Genomic DNA, 6,142 nt, shown 5'->3' on the forward strand with positions numbered 1-6,142 from the left:
CAGCTCGGGATGTTTGAGCGACTTACTCAGCGAGTACGACGGCGCGAGCATCGTGGACAGCAGTGCCGGGCCGTGCGACGACAATGAATTCGCCAGGCGCATCGCGAACTTGTCGCGCAGCTTGTCGTTGTCCGGCGTAACCGTGCCGGCCTGGCGCAACTGACCGTGCGCATCGAGGCCGGGGAACGCCGTCGCGCCGGCGACTCGAAACTCGTACGGGTTGGGAATCAGCTCGGACAAGGACACCGGCAGCGCCGCCAGCGCGCCCAAGCCGCTGTAGGCAAACAACTGCGACTGTAACGACGGTCCCAGTCGCGGATCGTCGTCGAAAAGGCCATACATATCCTTGAGCGCCGAATCGCGCACGTCGCGATAGGTGAGGCCCGCCAACCGGCGCAAACCGCCGCGATCGAAGTCGTGCGGCAAGGAGGCGGCGACGTCGGTGACCACCGCGCTGCCGAGCGCAGTCAGCTCATCGATATAACGGATGCCCAGCGATGCGCGCAGCTGCGCGCCATGTAGACGTTCGACCTCGGCCAGCGTGGTGCTCTCGCCGTTGGTCCAGCGCAGCTTCAGTGAGCCATCGGCCTGGGGATCGAGGTCGACCAGCCCCGCGTCGAACGCCGCTAAGGCAATGAATTCCGGTGCGCCGACGACACGCGCGCGATAGGTCTCCGTGCTGCCTACTGCCGAGATCGAGCAAGGCGTTCCTACCGTGACGAGAACTTTATCGGCCGTGAGCACAGGCTTCCCAGAGAGCCAAACCACTAGGCGAGAGAATACACTCCGGCGCTGCAGGTTGCTGCAACGCGCGGAGAGCCACAGTGAATTACCGGGTCTTGCTGGGTTACAGCTGGGCCGCCACGTGATCCACTTCTTCGCTGCTGCCGATGATAACGGGCACGCGCTGATGAATGTCAGTCGGTTGCACGTCGAGGATGCGCTCGCCCGGGGCGCTCAGCGCCTTACCGCCGGCCTGTTCCACGATCATGGACATGGGATTGGCTTCGTACATCAGCCGCAGCTTGCCTTTGGGCGCCTTGCGGGTGGGCGGATACATGAACACGCCGCCCTGCAGCAGGATGCGGTGCACATCCGCCACCATGGCGCCGGCGTAGCGGCTCGAATAGCCGTGCTCCTGCGCCCAAGACAGGTACTTCTGATAGCCCTCGGGAAAGCTCAGGCGATTGCCTTCGTTCACCGAGTAGCATTTGTTGGCCTTAGGGATGCGCACGCCCTGCGCCACGCGCATGAAGGCGCCGTAGTTCGGGTCGAGCACGAACATGTCCACGCCGTGGCCTATGGTCAGCACGAACACGGTCGAGGAGCCATACAGCACATAACCGGCCGCGACCTGCCGGGCACCCGATTGCAACAACGAAGCTTGCGGCTCCGACGAGCGGCGATCCTTGCGCAGGATGCTGAAGATGGTGCCGACGGCGCCGCAGACATCCAGATTCGACGAGCCATCCAACGGATCGAACAGTACGCAGTACTTGCGCTCGGCATCCTCGTCGGTGCGCAGAATCACCGGCTCTTCGTTTTCTTCCGACGCCACGATGGCCACGCCTTCGCGACCGCCCAAGGTGCGTAACAAGATGTCGTTGGCGATGACGTCCAGCTTCTGCTGTTGTTCGCCTTGCACGTTCTGATTGCCGACGGTGCCGAGCACGTCATCGAGTCGCGCACGGCGCACGTGTGAGGCAATCATCTTGGCGGAGATCGCCAGTGCCGACAGGATCCAGGAGAACTGCCCGCTGGCTTCGGGGTGGTGGCTCTGCTGCTGCAGGATATGAGACTGCAGGGTGACGATTTCGTTGGCTTTAGCAGGCTTATCGATAGGGGCAGACATGCAGCGGTGGCGCCTCGAGAGGAAGTTCGGCTGAGAAATGTAACATCAGAAAAGCACGGGCCGACGGGCAGCGTCGCTTGATAACGCTGTCCATGACAATAAGTCTCTAGAAAGCGTCAGGCCGCTTCGTTACGTGCTCGCGAACGGGGCACGCGGAAAGCACCGGTGTTGAGCGTGGCGTACTCGCGATCCATGACGGCGGTACGATTGCGCCCGCCTTCCTTCGCAGCGTACAGCGCTTCGTCCGCCAGCTGGATCAAGCCATCGTGATGACGGCCGGCCTCAGGCTCGACGCAGGCCGCGCCGATGCTGACCGTGACATAGGGACCGACCGACGAGGCCGGATGCGGGATCTGTAGCGCCGCCAGGTTGGTGTGCAGCTCGCGGCACAGCTCTTCGACTCGGTCTCGCTGCACATCGAACAACAACACCACGAATTCTTCGCCGCCGTAGCGAGCCGCGACATCCAGCGGCCGGCGCGCCGACTGCGCGATGGCGCCGGCGACGCGCGCCAGGCAGTGATCGCCCGCCTGATGGCCGGCGTGATCGTTGAACGATTTGAAATGATCCAGATCGACCAGCAGCAGCGCCACCGGTGCGCGCGTACGCACGGCTTGATTCCACAAGCGCTCGATGTGCACGTCGAACATGCGCCGGTTACCGATGTTGGTCAGCGCATCCCGGTGCACCGAATCGGTGAGCATCATGTTTCTGAACCAGTTCAAGCGTTGAGTACGCGAGAAGCTGTAGTGGAAAAAGAAGCCCAGCACCAGCGCGAAACTGGTCATGGCCAGGTCGAACAAGCGCTGGCCGGTGTTCAGATCGGCGGCCCAACCGGTGATGCCGTAGGCGGCGACGATGGCGGTCGCGGTGATGGTGGCCGGCGTTTGCATCATGCCGAACAGCATGTAGGCCGAGAGCACCAGCATCGGCAGCACCGAGCTGAGCGAATAACCCTGCCGATGCATCAGCAGGTCGAAAGCGACGATACACAGACTCTGCAGCAGCGACACGGCCGGCGCGGCGAAGCCGAGCCAGCGGGAATACAGCTTGGTGTAGGTGACCAGCAACATCGCCGTGCAGGTCGGCAGCAACACGCCGAATCGGAGCAAATCGACGAGGGCCATCTGCTCCGGCGCAAACAAGGTTTCGCGCAATTCGCGGAACGGTCCGCCGGCCAGCGACACGATCAGCAGCACACCCATCGCGGGCAGCATCGTGTACTTCACGCGCTCGCGCGCATGATCGGTGTGCCAGTGGCGATACTGGCTTTCCAACGGTTCGGCAAAAGACAGAGGCGGCAAGAGCTTGGAGAAGCGCTCGCGGAGCGTCGGGCGGGAAGTGTTTCGGGACGGAGGCTTCATCTGTACGGCAAGTAGGTTAACCCTGCACGTGCCCTACGAGCACGGACCAACATCACGCTGCACGCAACGCCCTCACAGCATGCTTGTGAAAACGTCGACTCAGTGGGCTATGAGCCCGGACTTGTGACGACCGTCACAAATTGCCGCCGGCCAGCGCGCCAACTCACCGGCGCCGGGCCGCGATTCACCGGCACTCTCTTCCGCCCGGCGGTTGGTCGGCTCACCATGACCGCATCGTCGAGCTATGTAAAATTCCGCGGACTGTGGCCGAGGTCGTCATGAAAATCTATCCAACGCTCGGTGCGCTCGTCCTCGGCTGCTCGTTGCTCAGCGGCTGTGGCGAGCATTCCAACGATTGGGGCGACAAAGGGCCGGTGGTGAGCGAGCGGCGCGAGGTCGGCTCGTTCGATTCCATCGACATGGACGGCGCGGCCAAGATCGAGATCGCCATCGGCGAGCCGGTGTCGGTCCAGATCCACGGTCATGAAGGCGTGGTGAGTCGTCTGGAGACCGAAGTTCGCGGCGACACGCTCCACATCAAAACCCGCAAGCGGGATTGGGTCATCGGCAACAGCAATTCGCGCCTGACGGTGAACATCACTGTGCCGCGGCTCGAATCGCTCGAGCTTCAAGGTGGCAACGACGTGTCCGTCACCGGGCTGCACGGCGGCGATACGCAGATCAAAGCTGCCGGCGCTGCGAACATCGTGGCCGACGGCAATCTGGAAAAGTTGCAAGTGCGCATGACCGGAGCCGGTCACGCTGACCTGAGCAAACTCGCGGTGATGGATGCGTCCGTGACCGTCGATGGCGTCGGCAGTGTGCTCGTCAATGCACGCGACTCGCTCGATGCCACGATGAATGGCGTTGGCGCGATCTTCTACTCAGGCACGCCGCAGCGAGTGAACACGCGCATGAATGGCCTGGGCACCATCGCTCAGCAAGATTCCAACAACGACTCGGACGTCAAGCCCAAGGCGGAGCCCGAAGCGCCGGTCGACCCGGATTCGCTGGAATTGGAACGAGAAGATCCCAAGCAGGAAAAAGTGAATTCCAAGCCAGGTCAGACCATCGTGATCTAAGCGCTTATTCAAGCCAAGTCGGCGAGCGGTGCCGGCACCTGTCGTCGCAACAGCACGCCGCGCGCCTGCCATTGCTCGGCAGGATCCAGCTGTTCGATGAACTTCACTTCACCGCCCACGTACAGTGCCACCGGCACACCGTCTCGATACAGCACTCGATTACCAGTGAGTGCTGGCAGCCGACCGCCCGGCGTGACGATGCCGATCAAGTTCAACGGATCCGCAGCGGATAGCGACACCAGCTGCATGCTGTTCTCACGACGACGCACTTCGCGCAGTTGACCGATGGCTTCGGGCAACGCGAACTGCTCGCCGGAAAAGCCATTGACGAAGCGTCCGCCGCGAATTTCACCGCGTGCTTCCAAGCGGCGCAGGCACATCAACAAATCGCGCCAGGGCGGCAACCAGTCAGCTTCACGCTCCAACAACTTCCAGAACACCACGCCCCAACGCTTCAGCAGCGTGCGACAGATGTGTTCGACAGCTTCGTCATTGCGCGGCGGCACGCGCTTCGTATCGTCGGCCTTTGTTTCTTTCCTTTTCACCAGCGCCCAGCGGCCGGCGTCCTGCATGCCGAAGATGGCGACGCGACGCTGACGGCGCCGATCTCGCGCACTGGCGCGACGACGGTCGGCCGGCATCAACAAAGCGCGCAAGCCACCGAAGCTATCGGAATTCACCAGGCCAAGTGCGACCAGCTCGCCCAGCGCTTCTTCCACTTGCACCGGCAGCAAGCCGACTTGATCCACGATCTCGTCATAGAACGATGCGCCATGTTCATCGATGTACTCAGCGACGCGCTGTGCTTTGTCGGTGAGCTGCGAGCGTTCGATGCTGCCGGCGAACTGCGACCACTGTTTCACATTTCGTCGAGGCAACAGTGCGATGGGTGTCGAGCGAACCGGCGACGCGCCACGCTCTGAGTCGCCGGCGCGCGTGGCCAGGCGAGTCCAGATGATGCGGCCTGCGAGACATTGTTCATCGAGCCAGGCGGGTTCGTACTCGGCGATGCGAGTCGGCAAGATCTCTGTTTCCCACGCACCGGCGGGCGCGTCGAAGCCTTCCAATTGTGCGAGCACTGCCGGCACCGCGTCTGGCCCCTGCATGCGGGCGTTGGTGGTGACTCGTTGCCAATCGAACAGGAATCGCAGGTAGTCGCGCGCCTGCACAGGCTCGATCTCGGCGCGCAGGCGTTTGACCGTGTAGCGATGAATGCGGGCGAGCAATCGTCGGTCGCACCACTGCGTCGTGGTTATTTTCTGCTCGAAACTGCCGCGCATGGCCGTGCCTTCGGCTTCCAGTGCCAGCAAGGCGGCGTCGACTGCTTCGACATCGCTGCCGAATGATTCAGCAAGCGCCTGCGCCGTGGTCGGGCCGAGCCCTTCCAATCGACCGCGCACGATTTCGATGAACGACTCGTCGCGCTCGCGTTTGGCCGCGTAGGCCGGCGGCACCACAATCTGCGGTTCCAACGGCACATCCGGGAACAGAGACTGGAAATAAGGCACGCGCTCCGTGGCGACGAAGATACCGCTCTGGCCGACGCTGAGCTTGGTCACTCGTCGCTGCGTGATGAGGTCCTGACACAGGCCAGGCCACATCGGCTGACGTTCCATTTCTTCGGCCGTCATGAACGTGAGCCAGGTCAACGCGTCGTGCAGCTGGTCAGCGGTGCCGGCGTCGGGCCAAGCTTCTTCGCGAACCCGTGCGATTGCCGCTGGATCCAGCTTGCCGATGTCGGACGCCGATTGCGGATCCATCCAACGCCGGCTCATCACTGCTTGAGTGCGACGCTCTTCGAGCGGTGCATCGTCGAGATAGGCGTAGGGTCGCGCGCTCAACAC

4 protein-coding genes and 1 pseudogene are annotated in these 6,142 nt (G+C 62.7%); 1 reads left to right on the top strand and 4 read right to left on the bottom strand.

What is annotated here, in order from left to right:
- The 3 genes from JNL55_RS28475 to JNL55_RS28485 form a co-directional block, all read right to left on the bottom strand.
- Window positions 1-744, bottom strand: a 744-nt coding sequence (locus JNL55_RS28475) for a hypothetical protein (RefSeq protein ID WP_293862673.1), incomplete at its 3' end; no start/stop codon positions are given.
- A gap of 103 nt (window positions 745-847) precedes the next feature.
- The gene (gene fbp / locus JNL55_RS28480) at window positions 848-1,852 is read right to left on the bottom strand and encodes a class 1 fructose-bisphosphatase (RefSeq protein ID WP_293862675.1); all 1,005 of its coding nucleotides are present in this window, start codon (window positions 1,850-1,852) and stop codon (window positions 848-850) included.
- 116 nt (window positions 1,853-1,968) lie between these two features.
- Window positions 1,969-3,216 carry a diguanylate cyclase gene (locus tag JNL55_RS28485; protein ID WP_293862677.1) on the bottom strand — a complete coding sequence of 416 codons (1,248 nt, stop codon included), beginning with the start codon at window positions 3,214-3,216 and terminating at the stop codon, window positions 1,969-1,971.
- 278 nt (window positions 3,217-3,494) lie between these two features.
- Between JNL55_RS28485 and JNL55_RS28490 the strand changes: the two genes are divergently transcribed.
- Complete coding sequence (locus JNL55_RS28490; protein ID WP_293862679.1) at window positions 3,495-4,298, top strand: GIN domain-containing protein; 804 nt, start codon at window positions 3,495-3,497, stop codon at window positions 4,296-4,298.
- Between the two features lie 8 nt (window positions 4,299-4,306).
- Here JNL55_RS28490 and JNL55_RS28495 read toward each other — a convergent pair.
- Window positions 4,307-6,142, bottom strand: a pseudogene (locus JNL55_RS28495) (ATP-dependent DNA helicase); the annotation flags it as partial.

This window comes from Steroidobacter sp. (assembly GCF_016790065.1).
Lineage (GTDB): Bacteria > Pseudomonadota > Gammaproteobacteria > Steroidobacterales > Steroidobacteraceae > Steroidobacter.